This is a genomic window from Microbacterium sp. B35-30 (assembly GCF_010634855.1).
GTDB lineage: Bacteria > Actinomycetota > Actinomycetes > Actinomycetales > Microbacteriaceae > Microbacterium.
Window position 1 is genome coordinate 13,870 of record NZ_MWLQ01000016.1, and the last position, 16,906, is coordinate 30,775.

The window sequence follows — 16,906 nt, forward strand, 5'->3', positions numbered from 1 at the left end:
CGCACCGCGAGCGAGGAGGCCCTCATGACCGTCACCAGCGAAGCCACCGCCGCCTGGAAAGGCGCCCTGTTCGACGGATCCGGCGAGGTCAGCCTCGTGTCGTCGGGCCTCGGCACCTATCCCGTCAACTGGAAGGCGCGCAGCGAGGGATCGACCTCGGTCACCACGCCCGAGGAGCTCATCGCCGCAGCCCACTCCTCGTGCTTCAGCATGGCGCTGTCGCTCGCGCTGGCCGAGAACGGCACTCCCCCGGAGTCGATCGACACCACCGCGTCGGTGACCTTCAAGCCGGGCACCGGCATCACCGGCAGCCACCTCAACGTCAACGCCGTCGTGCCGGGCCTCGAGCCCGAGGACTTCGAGCGCATCGCGCAGGGCGCGAAGGTCGGCTGCCCGGTCTCGCAGGCGCTCGCCGGCATCGAGATCACCCTCGAGGCGACGCTTGCCTGAAGGCCGCTCGCCTGAGAGCCGACCGCCCGCTGACGACGGCCGGCGGGTCGTCGTCGCGGGGGCGTCCGGACTCACCGGCGGCGCGCTCGTCGAGAGCCTCCGCGCCGACGGCTTCTCGGTGACCACCCTCGTGCGCCGGCCGGCCGAAGCCGCCGACGAAGTCGAGTGGCTGACGACGGCCGAGCCGCTCGACCCCGCGGTACTCGCCGGCGCCGACGCCGTCGTCGGACTCAACGGCGCAAGCATCGGCCGCCTCCCCTGGACAGGTTCGTATAAGAACACGCTGCTGTGGTCGCGCATCGCGCCGACCCGCGCCCTCACCCGCGCGGTGCGTGAACTGGGAACGGATGCCCCGCACTTCGTGTCGGCCTCGGCCGTCGGCTACTACGGCTCGCGGCCCGGCGTGCGGCTCGACGAAGACGCTCGCCGCGGCGAGTCGTTCCTCGCGGATCTGTGCGGAGAGTGGGAAGCCGCAGCGTTCAGCGCGGGCCAGGATGCCGCGGTGGCCGTGCTCCGCACCGCCCCGATCGTGCATCCGGAGGGCGTGCTGAAACCGCTGCTCCTGCTCACGAAGGCCGGGCTCAGTGGGCCGATCGGACGGGGAACGCAGGTCTGGCCGTGGATCTCGCTCGACGACGAGGTTCGCGCGATCCGCCACGTGATCGCCGCACGCCTCACCGGCGCCGTGAACCTCACGGGCCCCACCCGCGCCACGGCCAACGACCTCGGCTTCGCCCTCGCGGTGCGGATGAACCGACCGTTCCTGCTGCGCGCGCCGGTCTGGGGCATGAAGCTCGTGCTCGGTCCCGACGCCACCGATGCTCTCCTCACCACCGACGCGCATGTCGTCCCTGAGGTGCTCCAGCAGTCGGGCTTCGTGTTCACGCACCCGACCGTCGAGGACGCCGTCACGGCCGTCGTGCCCGCCGCCTCCTGATCCCCCTCGGCCGGCGATACACGGGTGGCCCCGCTGTTCTCCGCGCGCCTATGCGTGCGAAAAGCCTGGCCGGTCACCCGACACGCCGGCTCATTCCCACCCTCAGCCGCGCACCGTCGTCACGGAGCCGTGTTTCTGCACGCGGCGCCTCGCGGACGACGCGTCAGCCGGCGTCGGGAGAGCGGTCGGCGGGCTCGAGACGGATCGCGGTGCGCACCGCCTCGCGCGCGCGGCGCCGGTCGCCCGCCGCGTCGTAGGCGAGGCCCAGCCGGTACCACGCCCGCCAGTCGTCGGGGTGGGCCTCGGCATCGGCGCGGTACGCCGGGAACACGGCATCCCCGTCCTCGCGCATCACGCGCCCGCTCGGGCGCACCGTCACCTCGTCGGAGGGCAGCCCGCCTTCGGACTCCAGCCTCCGGCCCAGCTGTTGCGCACGTACGCCGAACCACAGCTCGCGACCGAGCGCCCACGCGGCGATGAACGGCAGCACGATGAGCGCGATGCCCATCGCGACGCCGACCGGGTCTCCGCTCATGATCAGCAGCCACGCCCGCTGCCCGACGAGCACGATGTACAGCGCGAGCAGCGCCGCCATGACGACGACGCCGATGCGGGCGGTCATGCGCCGGTCGTGCGGGCGACCTGGCCCGGCACTCCGCCCTCGTCGACAGGAGCAGCGTCGGCAGGTGCCGTGCGGCGGCCGATCCCGATGTCGATCAGGCTGTCGAGGCCGACGACCACGCCCGTGGCGTCGCGCGCTGCCGCGAGGGCGAGACGGATGCCGGGGCCATACGCCTGGGCCGGCTCCACCGTGTCGTGCACGATCGTGAGCGACTCCCCCGCCCCGGAGAGAACCGTCTCCTGACGGGCGACGACGCCGGGGCGGCGCAGCGAATGGATCGGCACGCTCGCGACCTGCTGACCGCGGGCACGCTGGTCGACGTGGGGCGATTCGACCGGCCCGACCGACGTCCGTGCGGCCGCAATGAGCTCCGCCGTGCGGACGGCCGTGCCGCTCGGCGAGTCGATCTTGGTCTCGCGGTGGGCCTCGACGATCTCGATCGAGGGGAAGAACGGGGCCGCGGCCGCGGCGAGGGCAGAGCCGAGCACCGAGCCGATCGAGAAGTTGGGGATGAACACCACGCCGCTGCCGGCGGCCTCGGCGAGCGGGCGCACGAGCGCGATGCGCTCGGCCGACCAGCCGGAGGTGCCGACCAGCACATTGATGCCCCGCTCGATCGCCGCGCGCACGACGTCGATCGATACCGCCGGCGTAGAGGCGTCGACGACCAGGTCGGCGCCGTCGAGCTCGGACAACTCGGACCGCGAAGAGAGGACGCCGGCGACCTCGAACCCCGGCTCGGCCTCGACCGCGTCGCGGATGATCGCGCCGAGCTTTCCGGTGCCGCCCACGATGGCCACGCGTGTCGTCATGGATCCATCCTAGGCGGCGCCCGCAGGCCCCTCCCGGCCGGTGGCACCCGCGTGGCCGCCTACCCTGGAGGGGTGGTGAAACTGCGCTCCTCCCCCGCCGACGCACCCGATGCTCACGTCTTGCTGGCCGAGTACTTCCAGATCCGCACCGAGGGATTCGCGGTGCAGGGCGTCACGTATCGCACGACCTTCCCCGACCCGGCCGCGTTCGTGCCGCCCGCGGGCGTGTTCGTCGTGCTCGACGACGACGAGGGGGTCGCACAGGGCTGCGGCGGCATCCGTCTGATCCCCGACGGGCCGCTCGGCACACGCTACGAGCTCAAGCATCTCTACCTCCGCCCCGCGACACGCGGCCGAGGCTGGGGACGCCTGCTCGTCGAAGACCTCGAGCGGCGCGCCCGCGAGTTCGGTGCGGCCGAACTCGTGCTCGACACGCACCACTCTCTCGAGGCGGCCGGTGCCCTCTACGCGCGCACCGGCTTCGAGGCGATCGAGCCCTACAACGACAACCCCAACGCCTCCCGCTGGTACGGCAAGAGGCTCTGAGCGGCTTCGTCGGTCAGACCGGGTAGACCTCGGGCAGACCGGTGCGCAGTTCGACCGGCAGGTGGCCCATGTCGTTGTGCGACAGCAGCGTCCACGGCCGCCCCTGCTTCTGCGCGATCACGCTCAGGCCGCAGTGCGCCTGGTTCAGTGTCATCCAGCGCCATTCCGGCGCCTGCAGCACCTCGCGCACGAACCACGCGATCACGAAGTTGTGGGTGATGAGCAGCTCGTGCACGTCCCCGCGCTTGCGCGCGAGGAACTCGCTCGTCGCGTCCGACATCTGCGCGCGACCGGCCTCGACCTCGGCCTCCGTAACCGAGCCGAAGAACGGCTCGAACGCCGCCGGCGTCTCGTCGGTCATGCCGGTGGGCACGCAGTCGAACAGCAGCGCCGACGGCTCAGGCGACAGCGACGGCATCCGCTCGGCGACGGCGCGCGCGGTCTGGCTGGCCCGTTCGAGCGGCGAGTGCCACACCGCGTCGAACGGCACTCCCGACAGTCGATCCGCGAGAAGTGCCGCCTGCCGGCGTCCGCGGGGCGACAGCGGTCCGTCGACCAGTCCGTGCTGCGCGTCCTGATGTTCGCCGTGCCGCACGAGATAGATGTAGTGCGTCACGCAGCTCACTCCGTCGGGGTCACGTGCCCGGGGAAGGCACCTCCTCCACACTACGACACCGCGTCGCCGCCGCCGATGAACGTGGGACGGGCGCGTCGCCCGAGGTCCGTGCGCGGGAACCCTACTCCGACGCGCGAGCGATGTCGGACAGCTGGCTGCGGCTGAGGCGGACCCCGACGCCCTGCACGAGCTCTTCGACGTGCTGCGGAGCGTACGCGTTCACGATCGGTGCGACGACGAGCCTCTGTGCGAGCAGCCACGCCAGGGCGACGGCCGCGTCGGGGACACCGAGCTCGGCGCCGACGGCGTCGAGCGCCCGCAGCGTGCGGTTGCCGCGGCGGTTGAGATTCGCCGCCAGCTGCGCGCCGCGCACCGAGAGGGCGCCACGGAGCCGGGAACGCTGCCGGCCCGCGAGGAACCCATGCTCGAGCGCATGCGACGGCGTCACCGCCATCCCCTGCGCACCCGCGACGAGGCGCAGGTCGGCGTCGAACTCGTGCCGGCGCAGCACGTTGAAGGGGACGTCGAGCACCGTGATTCGCGGATAACCCGCCGACGCGAAGATCCGCGCCTCGACCAGCTGCGCGGCGCTGTAGCCGATCACCCCGATCGCGCGGACCTTGCCGGCGCCCACGAGCCACTCGGCGGTGGCCAGGGTGTCTTCCAGCGATGAGCCGGGGTCGGTCGTCGCATCGAGGTAGAGCACGTCGATCCGGTCGGTGTGCAGCCGCGTCAGGGATGCCTCGACGGCGCGGACGAGGTTGACCGGACCGAGCCCTGGATTGTCGGCGTGACCGCCTACCCGTACCGCGAGCACGATGTCGTCGCGCAGCCCGCGCGACTGCAGCCACTGGCCGATGATGTGCTCGCTTCTGCCGCTCGAGTAGCTGTCGGCGGTGTGCACGACGTTGCCGCCCAACTCGGCGTAGGCATCGAGGATCGCGTGGCTCGACTCGAGGTCCACGTTCCACCCGAACTCGGCGCCGCCCAGGATCAGCGGGAACACGTCAGCCCCGCTCTCGCCGAGTGCGACGCGAATGCTGCTGCCGACTCCGGGGCCCTGTACCGGGATCGGCGCGGACGGGTGCAGGCTCGGCGCTGCGGGAGCCTGCGGCGCAGCAGCGGTGACGGCAGCATCCGGGCTCGTCGGCGGAAGCGTCGAGTCAACGCCGAAGTAAGCCATGTGCCACCCCCCACGATTCCCCGCGGGGCCTCGTGATCACTGTCCACGCGCCCCCCGGCGCGTACTCACAGGCTAGGACAGTCCGGACAGCAGTCCGGTCACTGAGGCGAACTGCCGATAAACATTACATAACGCTTTGATCACGAACCGCCGAACCTTGCGGTTTTGTCCCCCTTTCGGGGGACAGATTGAGCGATCTGCGGACCGGACGACGAATGCCCGCCCCTCGGTGAGGGGCGGGCATCCGTGAACCTGCGGGTCTCGTCCCCGCTGAAGCGGAATCAGCGGGCGGAAGAGCCGTGGGACGGGAGCTTTCAGCCTTCGGCGGGAGCCTCCGGGCCTTCGCTGGCCGCGGCGCGACCCTCCTGGTCGGCGGCCTCTTCGAGCACGGGCTCGAGCGAAAGCTTGCCCCGGTCGTCGATCTTCGTGATCTTCACGAGGAGCTTCTGACCGACGCCGAGCACGTCTTCGACGTTCTCCACGCGCTTGCCGCCGGCGAGCTTGCGGACCTCGCTGACGTGCAGCAGGCCGTCCTTGCCGGGCAGGAGCGAGATGAACGCGCCGAACGTCGCGATCTTCACGACCGTTCCGAGGAACTGCTCGCCGACCTCCGGGTTGGTGGGGTTGGCGATCGCGTTGACCTGGGCGCGGGCGGCCTCGGCCGACGGGCCGTCGGTCGCGCCGATGTAGACGGTGCCGTCCTCCTCGATGGAGATCTGGGCGCCGGTCTCGTCCTGGATCGCGTTGATCGTCTTGCCCTTCGGGCCGATCAGCTCGCCGATCTTGTCGACCGGGATCTGGACGCTGATGACGCGGGGCGCGGTGGGCGCCATCTCGTCGGGACCGTCGATCGCGGCGTTGAGCACGCCGAGGATGGTCAGGCGGGCCTCGCGGGCCTGCTGCAGCGCGGCGGTGAGCACCGACGACGGGATGCCGTCGAGCTTCGTGTCGAGCTGGATCGCGGTGACGAACTCGCTCGTGCCGGCGACCTTGAAGTCCATGTCGCCGAGGGCGTCCTCGGCGCCGAGGATGTCGGTCAGCGCGGCGTAGCGCGTCTGTCCGTCCACCTCGTCCGACACGAGACCCATCGCGATGCCGGCGACGGGCGCGCGCAGCGGCACACCCGCGTTCAGCAGCGACAGCGTGGACGCGCAGACCGAGCCCATCGACGTCGAGCCGTTGGAGCCGAGAGCCTCGGACACCTGACGGATCGCGTAGGGGAACTCCTCGCGGCTGGGCAGCACCGGCACGAGCGCGCGCTCGGCGAGGAAGCCGTGCCCGATCTCGCGACGCTTCGGCGAACCGACACGGCCGGTCTCACCGGTCGAGTAGGGCGGGAAGTTGTAGTGGTGCATGTAGCGCTTGTGCGTGACCGGCGACAGCGAGTCGATCTGCTGCTCCATCTTGAGCATGTTCAGCGTCGTGACACCCAGGATCTGGGTCTCGCCGCGCTGGAAGATCGCCGAGCCGTGGACGCGCGGGATGACCTGCACCTCGGCGTCGAGCGGACGGATGTCGGCCAGGCCGCGGCCGTCCATGCGGACGCCCTCGGCGAGGATCCGACCGCGGACGATCGTCTTGGTGACCGACTTGTAGGCGGCCGAGAACTCGAGCGTCGCGACGGCCGGGAGCTCACCCGACTCGACGGCGGCGAGCAGCTCTGCCTTGACGGCATCCTTCAGCTCGTCGTCGGCGTTCTGACGGTCCTGCTTGTCGGCGATCTGGTAGATCGGGACGAGCTTGTCGTACGCGCGGTGGGCGACGAAGTCGTAGGTCTGCTGGCTGTACGGCAGGAAGACCGGGAATTCCTTGATCTCCTTCGCCGCGGAGTTCGCGACGACGTTCTGCGCGGCCACGAGCTGCTTGATGAAGGGCTTCGAGGCCTCGAGGCCCTCGGCCACGACCTGCTCGTTCGGCTTGACGGCGCCGCCCTTGATGAGGTTCCACGAACCCTCGGTGGCCTCGGCCTCGACCATCATGATCGCGACATCCTCGTTGCCGTCGGCGTCGGTGATGACGCGGCCGGCGACGATGAGGTCGAAGACGGCGTCCTCGAGCTGCGAGACGGTCGGGAACGCGATCCACTGATCGGCGTTGTCGCCGTGACCGGGGATGAGCGCGAGGCGCACACCGGCGATCGGGCCGGAGAACGGCAGACCCGAGATCTGCGTCGACAGCGAGGCCGCGTTGATCGCGAGCGCGTCGTAGAACTCGCCGGGTGCGATCGAGAGCACGGTCACGACGATCTGCACCTCGTTGCGGAGGCCGTCGACGAACGACGGACGCAGCGGGCGGTCGATGAGACGGCAGACGAGGATCGCCTCGGTCGAGGGACGACCCTCGCGACGGAAGAACGAGCCGGGGATCTTGCCCGCGGCGTACGAGCGCTCTTCGACGTCGACGGTCAGCGGGAAGAAGTCGAAGCCTTCGCGCGGCTGCTTGCCGGCGCTGGTGGCCGAGAGGAGCATCGTCTCCTCGTCGAGGTACGCGGCGACGGCACCCTGTGCCTGCTGCGCGAGTCGCCCGGTCTCGAACCGGACGGTACGGGTGCCGAAGCGGCCGTTGTCGAGAACGGCTTCAGCGGCGGTGATTTCAGGACCTTCCAAGAGGTCTCTCCTTCTTTGTTTAGGCTCGCACGCGCGTTTCGCGCACGAGCTTGTGCGAAGGAGCAGGAACAGGCAGATCTCGGCGCGCGGCTGTGCCGCGATTCGCGCCAGCACTGGCCACCAGTAGAAATCCACCCGGCGCCGACGCGACGAGGAGACCACCACAGGGGACCAGCTAGCTGCCGGCCTGCTCCGTGAGCTCATGTTGAATTGAGCGGATGCCCGAGGGCAGCCTGTCCGATCCTATCAGTGGTGCCCCTCCCGGCCCCACTGCCGGTGGGACGCCGGGAAACACCGCATGACATCGTCGTCGGGCGTGCGTAGGGTGGGAGTCATGAGCACCGACGAGAAGCCGGCGGGCGCGGCATCCGATGAGATGAAGCGCAAGTTCAAGGAAGCACTCGACAAGAAGAACGCGCAGCACCGCGAAGGAGAATCGCACCTCGACGGCGACTCCTCGATCCACGGGACCCACGGGGCCGTGACCAAACGCGAGTTCCGCCGCAAGAGCGGTTGACGATCGAAGGCCGGCATGAGCGAGTTCCGTGAGCGGATCCCGGACGACGACCGCGACGTCCCGCTCGACGACGACGCCGAGTTCGAGCTGCCTCCTGCCACCCTCGACCCCATGGAGTCGGTCGAGGAGCAGGTCGACGAGCTCGACCTCGAGGAGCGGGAGTCGGCGATCGAGTCCGGCGAGATCGATACCGACGCCTGACCAAGGGCCTCGCGCGGCTTAGCCGGTGAGCCGCTCCACCTGCCAGCGGTGGATGGCCGGCAGCCATTCCAGCGGGGCCGACGGACCGACGCGCGGATCGTCGCTGTCGGCGCCGTCTCGCACGGCCGTCACGTACGCGCGATCCTGCTCGATGCGCGCGCGCACCTCCTCGCCCCTGCCCACTGAGCCGTGGCCGGGAACGACGACATCTACGTCGTCTGCGACGCTGTCGAACAGCTGCAGCGCGGCGAGATAGTCGTCGATCGGCGTCGCGGCCTCCAGATCGAGGAACGGCATGAGGATGTCGGACAGCATGTCACCGGCGACGAGAACGCCCCGCTCGGTGATCAACAGCGCCGCATGGCCGGGCGCATGGGCCCGATGCTCGATGACCCGGACGCGCGGGCCGTCCCAGGGCACGAACTCCGCGTCCGGGGGCAGAGCGGTGATCAGTCCGAGCAGCTCCATGGGGATCTCGTCGGCGTACTCCGGCGGGAGTCCCTCGGCGATGCGATCATTCCAGTCCGTGTGCGACAGCTGGTCGCGGATGGATGCCGCACAGCGCGCCGTTCCGTATCGGGGCGCATCGCCGAACTCCGCGTGCCAGAGGACGTGGTCCCAGTCGGGGTGCGTCGAGAAGCCCGCGACGACGGGCTGATCCAGCTCGCGGAGGTCGTTCGCGAGGTCCGCCATCTCGGCGACGGTGATCCCGGGGTCGATGAGCAGCACGCCCGTCGCGCCCTGCACGATGACCGAGTTGCTCTGGATGAACTCGCTCTCGTGGACGAGGACACCCTCAGCGACGCGTCTCAGCATCGGCGTCCTTCCCCCTCGCGACCGGAGTCGGTCGTCATCGGCGCACCCCTGCGCACGGGCCCAGGCTACTCCGCCGGGGGTGGGGGTCGACCGGCGCGGGCGAGCTGGCGATAGCGGCCTGATCCGAGCCCGGCGGCGGGCGTGCGAGGGCAAAGAAGAAGCCCCGACCGTTACCACACAGCCGGGGCGAGACGAATGAGAGTTCGCCTATCACCTCCATCCTACCCCGCCGCCGACGCGTCTGCGCCCCGACGCCGGGGCGACGGGGCGCGGACGTGGCGGTCAGCGGGTGAACTGAGCCTCGCGCTCGAGCGCACGCCGCTCCTTGGCCTCGGCCTCAGCGACGGCGGCCTCCTCGAGCCCCTGGACGCCGACGGCCTCGGGCGCCGCCGACATGCCGTCATGATCGGTGCCTGACAGCGTGTTCTCATCGAACGGGAGCTCGCCCGCGAGAACCCGGCGGGCGCGCCCCGCGTCGAACTCCTTCGTCCACGATCCGATCAGCACCGTCGCGACGGCATTGCCGGTGAAGTTCGTCAGCGCCCGGCCCTCGGACATGAAGCGGTCGATGCCCACGATGACCCCCACGCCGTTGACGAGATCGGGACGATAGGCCTGGAGGCCCCCGGCCAGCGTGGCCAGGCCGGCGCCGGTGACGCCCGCCGCGCCCTTCGACGCGATGATCATGAAGACCAGCAGTCCGATCTGCTCGCCGATCGACATCGGCGCGCCCATACCGCTCGCGATGAACAGCGAGGCCATCGTGAGATAGATCGCCGTCCCGTCGAGGTTGAACGAATAGCCGGTCGGCACAGTGATGCCCACGACCGGCTTGGAGACGCCGAGGTGCTCCATCTTGGCGATGAGGCGCGGCAGCGCCGACTCCGACGACGACGTGCCCACGATCAGGAGGTACTCGCGGGCCAGGTACTTCACGAGGCTGAAGATGTTGACGCGCGTGACGGCGTACAGGAGCGTGCCGAGCACGCCGACGATGAACACGACGCAGGTGATGTAGAACGCGATCATGAGCGCGCCGAGCGCCCAGATCGCGGCGATCCCGGTGTTCCCGACGACCGCGGCGATGGCGCCGAAGGCACCGACCGGGGCGAGCCACAGAATCATGCCGAGGATGCGGAATACCAGCGCCTGCAGGTGCTTGACCGCGTTCATGATCGGCTGGCCCTTGTCGCCCATCTGCTGGAGCGCGAAGCCGACGAGCAGGGCGATGAAGAGCACCTGCAGCACGCTCTCGCCGGTGAAGGCCGAGAAGAACGTGGTCGGGATGATCCCGAGGACGAACTCCTGGGTCGTCTTGGCCTCCGCGGTCGCCTCATAGGTGGAGTTCGCCATGTTGAGGCCCTCGCCCGGGTGCAGCAGGTTGCCGACGACGAGGCCGATGGCGAGCGCGAAGGTCGACATCACCATGAAGTACAGCAGCGCCAGCCCGCCGATCTTGCCGACGGTCGCAGCTTTGGCGATCGAGCCGACCCCCACGACGATCGTGCAGAAGATGATCGGGGCGATCATCATCTTGATGAGGCCCACGAACGCCTCGCCGAGGGGCTTGAGCGCGACGCCGACGTCCGGCCAGATGAGCCCCACGGCGGCGCCCAGCACGACCGCGAGGATCACCGACACGTAGAGCCAGGTGTGCTTGTCCCATGCCTGCTTGCCTCGGCGCCAGTTGAAGCCGGGAAGGGTGAACGAAGTCGTCCGGGTCGAAAGAGCCATCATCGCCTCCTGAGGTGAACAGCCGTTGTCCATGCCGAACCCGATCGGGTCGGCCGTGTCCTCAGAGTGCTCGCCGCCTCGACAGCGGGCGATTTGTGGTCGTATTGGTCGCAGGAGGGCCCGGCCCGGACTCACCCTCGACCGGCGAGGATGGAGCCAGCACAGCCACGAGGAGGTCGCATGCGCGCAGATGCCCGCCGAGCGAGCGCCGCCTCGCTCGTCTTCTTCGCCGTGGCCGCCGCGGTGGCGATCCTGGTGGTGGTGCTCGCCGTGCTCCTCGTGCTCGACGCGCAGCGGTCCGCGCGCGTCGAGGCCGAGGAGGTGACCCGCGGCGTGGCGACCTCGATCGCCGTGACGCCGTCCGTCGCCGCCGCACTCGGCGATGACGAGCCGACCCCCATCCTGCAGCCGCTCGCCCAGGAGATCATGACGGATGCCGGCGTGGACTTCGTCACGATCATGACGCCGGACGGCATCCGCGTCGCCCATCGCGATCCTGGCGAGATCGGACGGGCTTACCTCGGCACGATCCCCGCGGAGCGTATGCCGCTGACCGAGGAGTTCACAGGAACGCTGGGTCCGTCGGTGCGGACGATCGTGCCGATCGAGGCCGACGGTGAGCTCGTCGGCTGGGTGTCGGTGGGCCGCACGGTGGGCAGCATCGCGTCCGATCTCGTTCCCCGGCTGCCGTTCATCGTCGTGATCGCGCTGGCGGTGCTCGTGGCCGGTCTCGCCGGGGCGCTCTTCGCCAGGCGCACGACACGCCGGCTCGCCGGTGACCTCCCGGCCGGCAGCATCCGCGATGCCGTCGCATCGTACGAGTCCATCCGTACCCTGGGCGAGGCGCTCCGCGCGCAGACCCACGAGCACGGAAATCGCATGCACACGGCCGTGTCACTGCTCGAGCTCGGGCGCACGCGCGAGGCCATCGACATCCTCACCGAGACGTCGCGGCAGAGTCAGGCCCTGGTCGACCAGGTCGCCGCACGGCGCGACGGCGATCCCACCGTGGGCGCGCTGCTGCTGGGCAAGGCCGCCCAGGCCCGCGAGCACGGTGTGCAGTGGAGCGCCGAGATCGATCCCGCCGCGCCGCGCAGCGTGCTCTCCCCCGTGGATGCGGTCTCGGTGGTCGGGAACCTGATCGACAACGCCTTGGATGCCGCGACAGCGGATGAGCCGCCGCGCTGGGTGCGCGTCGCGCTTGAGCCGGCCGGGCCCGACGCGCTTCGGATCGTCGTGTCGGACAGCGGGTCCGGCATCCCGGATGAGCTCCTCGAGCGCGTGTTCGAGCACGGGTTCTCGACGAAGCCGGCGGGAGCTGACGGCCGCGGCGTCGGGCTCTCCCTCGTACGCTCGATCGTTCGGGATGCGGGCGGCGGCATCTCGATCGCCTCCGCGCCGACGACGTTCACGGTCCTCCTCCCCGCGAGGCGACCGTGATCGGCGTGCTGCTCGTCGACGACGAAGCACTGACGCTCGAACTGCATCGCACGTACGTCGAGAGGCTGGAGGGTTTCCGCGTGGTGGCCGAGTGCAGCGGGGCGAGGGCCGCGGTCGCCGCGATCCTGGAACGACCGGGCGAGATCGACCTCGTCCTGCTCGACGTCACGATGCCCGACGGCTCAGGCCTCGACGTGCTCCGGCACCTCCGCGCGCGGGCGTCGGACGTCGACGTCATCGCCGTCACGGGGGTGCGCGATGCCGACGTCGTGCGGCAGATGGTGAGCCTCGGCGTCTTCCAGTACCTCGTGAAGCCCTTCCCGTTCAGCGTCTTCAGGGAACGGCTCGAGCAGTACCGCGGTTACCGGGAGCGCGCGGCGGAGGCAGCGGGGACGCCGACCCAATCCGAGATCGACGCGCTCCTCGGCGCCTTCCGTCCCTCGGTCCCGGTGGCGCTGCCCAAGGGCCTCTCGCCCGAGACCCTGGCGAAGGTGACGACGGACGTCCGCGCGCACGGGCCCGTGTCGGCCGTGGAATGCGCCGCACGGCTCGGGATGTCGCGGGTCGCCGCTCGCCGGTACCTCGAGCATCTCGTCGAGGCCGGGCGCCTCAGCCGTTCGCCGCGCTACGGCGCTCCCGGACGACCGGAGTCGGAGTACGCCTGGCGCGACGAGGCATGAGGCGTACCGTCGGGACGGGCCCGCTCCCATCGATGGACGGACGGCGCTATGCCCGGGTCGTCGCACGGACGTCGCCGCGGCCGCCGATGGCCACGTAGCCGGTGTGCTTCGGCGCGATGCCGTCCCCGGCGGTGCGTCCGCGCAGGCGCCGCCAGGCCCAGGGCAGCACGTCCCTGCTGAGCCAGGTTCCATACGCCACGGGGTCGTCGTCGGCGTGGAGGGCGGCATCGAGTCCGCCGAGTGCCTCGGCGTCGCGGACGCCGAGCACCTCGGCGGCACGATAGCCCAGGAACCGGTGCCCCCGCGAGCGAAGGTGCACCCGGTCGGACGCCCAGAGGTCGAGGTCTCCGATCGCGGGGATGGCGTCGAGATCGAGCAGCATCGCACCGGTGCCGGCGGCGATCCGCCGGAGCTCGGAGGCGAAGGCGGCGAACCGCCGCTCGAAGAGCACCGCGGCACGGCGGCGTGGCAGGAACGGCGTCACCAGCAGCACGTCGATGCCGGCGTCCCGCAGCGCGCGAACGGATGCCTCGAGCTCGGCCGCGAGCCGGGCGATGTCGACACGCCGGCCGACCAGGTCGTTGGCCCCCATGAGGATCGACACGAGGTCGGGCCGCAGCGCCAGCGCCTGCGGAAGCTGCTCGGCGGTCAGGTGACGCACGCGGCGGCTGCGGACGGCGAGGTTCGCGTACTGGAACGGCTCACGGCCGGATGCCTCGTGCGCGAGCAGCTGAGCCAGGCGGTCCGCCCATCCCCGGTACCGCCCCGCCGGCATCCGCGAGGTGTCGCAGAGTCCCTCGGTGAGCGAGTCGCCGAGGGCGACGTACCGCGACCACCGCGGTCGCACGTCGGCCGCGGCGGTCGGCGTGGACGGCCGGATGCCGGCGCGCCGGCGCAGCGCGTCGTCGATGGGGCGCAGCATCCGTGCGTCCTCGTAGTGATCGACCAGCTGGCCGCACAGGGCGTCCCACGTGCGGTCCCGCACCGACTCGTGAGCCGATGCCGCGAACGCACGCCGCTTGCCCGTGTCGCCGACGAGGTCGGCGACACGCGCGCGCAGGTCGCGCAGATCGCCGGGGCGGTAGAGCCAGCCGTCGACGCTCGAGCGCACCAGGTCCACCGGGCCCCCGGTCCCGGTGGCCACCACCGGGACGCCGCTGGCGAGCGCCTCCTGGATCGTCTGGCCGAACGTCTCGCTCTCGCCCGGGTGGACGAACACGTCGAAGCCGGCCAGCGCCTCGGCGAGCGCACCGCCGGTGAGGTGGCCCGTGAACACCGCCTCGGGCAGCGCCCGCTGGAGCGCCGGGCGGGCCGGGCCGTCGCCGACGATCACGAGTCGCGTGCCGTCGAGACCGGCGAGCGCCGCGAGGTCTTCGACCTGCTTCTCGGGCGCCAGGCGGCCGACGTACCCGACGATCGTCTTGCCCGGCGCGACACGTGCGCGCCAGGCGTCGCTGCGCCGCTCCGGGCCGAAGCGGGAGGTGTCGACCCCGCGCCCCCATCGACGCAGTCTGTCGACGCCGAGGGCCTCGAGCTGCTGCACCGAAGCCGTAGACGGGGCGAGGGTGAGGGTGGCCCGCCGGTGCAGGCGCGCGACGTGGCGACCGACGAGCGCCGCGGCCTGCGGCATCCCGTACTTCTCGGCATACGCGATGACGTCGGTCTGATAGACCGCGACGGCGGGGACGCGAAGCGCATCGGCCGCCACGAGGCCCTGCCAGCCCAGCACGAACGGTGATGCCAGGTGCACGACGTCCGGCCGGAACTCGCGGAGGATCGTCGTCAGTCGGGCGGCCCGGGCGAAGACGATGCGCACCTCGGGATACGACGGCAGCGGCGTCGACCGCAGCAGCTCCGTGCGGGCGCCGTGGAGGTCGGTGGTGATCTCTCCGGCGCGCGGCGCGATGACGAGCGTCTCGTGGCCTTCGGCCGCGAGATGGCGCAGCACGTGGAGCACCGACCCTGTCACCCCGTTCATGTGGGGCAGGAACGATTCGGCGAGCAGTGCGACTCTCACGCCTCCAGGGTGACGGCGCTGACAGGGACGGATGCCGCGAACCGGCGCCCGCGCGCAACTGTTCACCCGATGCACCGCGGCAGGTCACCGGACGTGCCCCGTTCCGTCGCCGTTCACCCCGGGCGGCTACCAAGGAGGGGTGGTCGAGGAACTGCTGACCGAGGTCGCGCGGAGTCCGTGGGCGCTGCCGCTGCTCTTCGTGCTCGTGCTGGGCGACGCGTTCCTCGTCGTCGTTCCCGGCGAGGTGGCGGTGACGGCGCTGGGCGCACTGGCGGTGTCGCAGGGTGAGCCCGCAGTGGGAGCAGTGATCCTCGTCGCCGCGGTGGCGGCGGTCACCGGCGACGCGGCGTGCTACCTCGTCGGGCGGACGATGGGACTCGAACGCTGGCGCTGGATGCGGACGCCCCGCGTGCGCACAGCGTTCGCCTGGGCGCGCGCACGGCTCGAGCGGCGCGCCGCGCTCGTGCTCTTCACCGCGCGGTTCATCCCGTTCGCGCGGCTCGCCGTCAACCTCACCGCGGGCGCGACCGGGGTCGCCGCGCCGCGCTTCCTGGCGATCGCGGGGCTCGCGGCCCTCGCGTGGTCGGCGTACCAGGCGCTGATCGGCGCGGCGGTGGCGGCGATCCTCCCGGGAGGACCGGTGGTCGCCGTGGTCGCCTCGGTCGCGCTGGCGGTCGGGATCGGCCTCGCGATCGACGCGGTGCTCGCCCGGCGCCTGCGCAGTGGCCGGTGACCGACGGCGTGGTGCACGACATCGGATCCGCAGGGACGGACGGGGTCCGCGACACGCCGGGGCGCGGCAGCCCGCAGCCGCGTGTCGGCGGGGATCCGCGCGCCAACGGGACCGATCGTGCGCGGCGCAGGCCGGACTGCGGTCAGGATGGAGGCGTGGCAGACGCGAACCCGGACGCATACGACGACCTCTTCCTCGGCATCCCCCTCCCGCTCCCCCGTCCCGCGGACGGCCGGGAGGTGCGGGATCTGACGTACCCGCGGTTCACGGTGCTGCTCGAGCCGGAGCGGCGGCTCGCCATCGTTGCGGCGGTGAACATCGACGGCTCGGCGCTGCACGATCTGCCGCGCACAGGCGAGTGGGAGCTGGACGCCCGGATCCCAGCTGCCGAGCAGGCGGGACCGGCCGTCTACGCCTCGAACGACCTCGACCGCGGGCACCTGGTGCGCCGCCGCGATCCGGGCTGGGGTTCGACGGCCGAGGCCCGCCGCGCGATGGAGGCCACTTTCACGTACCCCAACGCAGCCCCGCAGGCGAGCGGGTTCAACCAGTCGAAGGAGCTGTGGCTCGGCCTCGAGGACCACGTGCTGGGGTTCGCCGACACGACCGATGAGCGGATCAGCGTGTTCACCGCACCGGTGCTCGCCGACGACGACCCGCCGTACCGCGGCATCCGCGTCCCCCGTCGCTTCTTCAAGGTCGCCGCGTGGATGACCGGGGATGCGGCGTCCCCGAGCCTTGCGGCCGCCGGCTTCCTCCTCGACCAGTCGGAGCTCATCGACGTCAGCCAGGGGGCGCTCGCGGTGCCCTCGCTCGGCGCTTTCCGCACCTTCCAGGTGCCGATCGCGGATATCGAAGCCCTCGCCGGAGTCGACTTCGGTGCGCTCGTCGAGGCCGACGTGCTGCCGCACTTCGACAGGCTCACCGACCCAGCGGTGCGCGGAGAGGACGCCTGGCGTCCCCTCCGCGCACCGGAGGACATCGTGCTGGGCTGAG

The 16,906-nt window shown here is 71.1% G+C and carries 17 protein-coding genes; 9 read left to right on the plus strand and 8 right to left on the minus strand.

The window, feature by feature from the left end; all coding sequences use genetic code 11:
* Positions 1-24 precede the first annotated feature (24 nt).
* Complete coding sequence (locus tag B2K11_RS08710) at positions 25-450, plus strand: OsmC family protein (protein ID WP_163617888.1); 426 nt, start codon at positions 25-27, stop codon at positions 448-450.
* A complete protein-coding gene (locus B2K11_RS08715; protein ID WP_163617889.1) occupies positions 443-1,387 on the plus strand; it encodes a TIGR01777 family oxidoreductase in 945 nt (314 codons plus the stop codon). The genes B2K11_RS08710 and B2K11_RS08715 overlap by 8 nt, the downstream gene beginning before the upstream one ends.
* A 163-nt stretch (positions 1,388-1,550) precedes the next feature.
* Here the strand turns inward: B2K11_RS08715 and B2K11_RS08720 are convergent, their stop codons facing one another.
* Together B2K11_RS08720 and B2K11_RS08725 are read right to left on the minus strand one after the other, a co-directional pair.
* Entirely contained in the window at positions 1,551-2,009 is a 459-nt protein-coding gene (locus B2K11_RS08720) for a tetratricopeptide repeat protein (RefSeq protein WP_163617890.1), read from the minus strand.
* Positions 2,006-2,821 (minus strand): dihydrodipicolinate reductase C-terminal domain-containing protein, encoded by an 816-nt coding sequence (locus B2K11_RS08725; protein ID WP_163617891.1) that lies wholly within the window; start codon positions 2,819-2,821, stop codon positions 2,006-2,008. The genes B2K11_RS08720 and B2K11_RS08725 overlap by 4 nt, the downstream gene beginning before the upstream one ends.
* A gap of 72 nt (positions 2,822-2,893) precedes the next feature.
* On the opposite strand from B2K11_RS08725, the gene B2K11_RS08730 reads away from it, so the two are divergent.
* Positions 2,894-3,367, plus strand: coding sequence for a GNAT family N-acetyltransferase (locus tag B2K11_RS08730; protein WP_163617892.1), 474 nt, complete (start codon positions 2,894-2,896; stop codon positions 3,365-3,367).
* A gap of 13 nt (positions 3,368-3,380) precedes the next feature.
* Here the strand turns inward: B2K11_RS08730 and B2K11_RS08735 are convergent, their stop codons facing one another.
* From B2K11_RS08735 to B2K11_RS08745, 3 genes are all read right to left on the minus strand, one after another.
* On the minus strand, positions 3,381-3,983 hold the full coding sequence (locus tag B2K11_RS08735) for a histidine phosphatase family protein (protein WP_163617893.1): 603 nt from the start codon (positions 3,981-3,983) through the stop codon (positions 3,381-3,383).
* Between the two features lie 121 nt (positions 3,984-4,104).
* Positions 4,105-5,166, minus strand: coding sequence for an aldo/keto reductase (locus B2K11_RS08740; RefSeq protein WP_163617894.1), 1,062 nt, complete (start codon positions 5,164-5,166; stop codon positions 4,105-4,107).
* Between the two features lie 314 nt (positions 5,167-5,480).
* Positions 5,481-7,772: a polyribonucleotide nucleotidyltransferase gene (locus B2K11_RS08745; protein ID WP_163617895.1), complete on the minus strand. Its 2,292-nt coding sequence runs from the start codon at positions 7,770-7,772 to the stop codon at positions 5,481-5,483.
* A gap of 334 nt (positions 7,773-8,106) precedes the next feature.
* Here B2K11_RS08745 and B2K11_RS08750 point away from each other — a divergent pair, with 334 nt between their 5' ends.
* Both B2K11_RS08750 and B2K11_RS08755 read left to right on the plus strand, forming a co-directional pair.
* The gene (locus B2K11_RS08750; protein ID WP_163617896.1) at positions 8,107-8,289 is read left to right on the plus strand and encodes a DUF5302 domain-containing protein; all 183 of its coding nucleotides are present in this window, start codon (positions 8,107-8,109) and stop codon (positions 8,287-8,289) included.
* Between the two features lie 15 nt (positions 8,290-8,304).
* Entirely contained in the window at positions 8,305-8,490 is a 186-nt protein-coding gene (locus B2K11_RS08755; RefSeq protein ID WP_163617897.1) for a hypothetical protein, read from the plus strand.
* An 18-nt stretch (positions 8,491-8,508) separates the two neighbouring features.
* Here B2K11_RS08755 and B2K11_RS08760 read toward each other — a convergent pair whose 3' ends face one another.
* Positions 8,509-9,306, minus strand: coding sequence for an MBL fold metallo-hydrolase (locus tag B2K11_RS08760; RefSeq protein WP_163617898.1), 798 nt, complete (start codon positions 9,304-9,306; stop codon positions 8,509-8,511).
* Positions 9,307-9,588: 282 nt separating this feature from the next.
* Positions 9,589-11,040: a cation:dicarboxylase symporter family transporter gene (locus B2K11_RS08765; RefSeq protein ID WP_163617899.1), complete on the minus strand. Its 1,452-nt coding sequence runs from the start codon at positions 11,038-11,040 to the stop codon at positions 9,589-9,591.
* Positions 11,041-11,220: 180 nt separating this feature from the next.
* On the opposite strand from B2K11_RS08765, the gene B2K11_RS08770 reads away from it, so the two are divergent.
* Together B2K11_RS08770 and B2K11_RS08775 are read left to right on the plus strand one after the other, a co-directional pair.
* Positions 11,221-12,480, plus strand: coding sequence for an ATP-binding protein (locus B2K11_RS08770; RefSeq protein WP_163617900.1), 1,260 nt, complete (start codon positions 11,221-11,223; stop codon positions 12,478-12,480).
* The gene (locus B2K11_RS08775; RefSeq protein ID WP_163617901.1) at positions 12,477-13,160 is read left to right on the plus strand and encodes a response regulator; all 684 of its coding nucleotides are present in this window, start codon (positions 12,477-12,479) and stop codon (positions 13,158-13,160) included. The genes B2K11_RS08770 and B2K11_RS08775 overlap by 4 nt, the downstream gene beginning before the upstream one ends.
* 46 nt (positions 13,161-13,206) lie before the next feature.
* On the opposite strand, the gene B2K11_RS08780 is transcribed toward B2K11_RS08775, so the two are convergent.
* Positions 13,207-15,177 carry a GDSL-type esterase/lipase family protein gene (locus B2K11_RS08780; RefSeq protein ID WP_163617902.1) on the minus strand — a complete coding sequence of 657 codons (1,971 nt, stop codon included), beginning with the start codon at positions 15,175-15,177 and terminating at the stop codon, positions 13,207-13,209.
* Positions 15,178-15,316: 139 nt separating this feature from the next.
* Between B2K11_RS08780 and B2K11_RS08785 the strand changes: the two genes are divergently transcribed.
* Together B2K11_RS08785 and B2K11_RS08790 are read left to right on the plus strand one after the other, a co-directional pair.
* Positions 15,317-15,910 carry a VTT domain-containing protein gene (locus B2K11_RS08785; protein ID WP_163617903.1) on the plus strand — a complete coding sequence of 198 codons (594 nt, stop codon included), beginning with the start codon at positions 15,317-15,319 and terminating at the stop codon, positions 15,908-15,910.
* A gap of 155 nt (positions 15,911-16,065) precedes the next feature.
* Entirely contained in the window at positions 16,066-16,905 is an 840-nt protein-coding gene (locus B2K11_RS08790) for a DNA/RNA non-specific endonuclease (RefSeq protein WP_163617904.1), read from the plus strand.
* Position 16,906: the final 1 nt, after the last annotated feature.